Consider the following 312-nt stretch of genomic DNA (forward strand, 5'->3'; position numbering starts at 1 on the left):
GAAGCATCAAACCCAGCTTACCGACGAACTGGAGCGCAAAATCACTGCCTTGTTTACTTTGGGCAACAGCTACCAGGACATTCGCACACATATTGCCGATATCTATGACATGTCGCTTTCCAACGGCACCATTAACACCGTGACCGACAAGCTGCTGCCTGAACTTCAGGCTTGGCGTGAGCGCGACCTGGAAGCGGTCTACCCCATTGTCTGGCTCGATGCTATCCACTACAAAATCAAAGAAAATGGCCGCTATACCAGCAAGGCCATTGACACGATTCTTGGCCTTAATATTGAAGGCAAAAAGGAGCT

The 312-nt window shown here is 49.7% G+C and carries 1 protein-coding gene; it reads left to right on the forward strand.

Annotated features, from left to right (window positions below; genetic code table 11):
• The coding region (locus tag MO867_RS22870; protein ID WP_252473433.1) for a transposase at window positions 1-312 on the forward strand (312 nt) is incomplete at both ends.

The organism is Microbulbifer okhotskensis, from assembly GCF_023895975.1.
Taxonomy (GTDB): Bacteria; Pseudomonadota; Gammaproteobacteria; order Pseudomonadales; family Cellvibrionaceae; genus Microbulbifer; species Microbulbifer okhotskensis.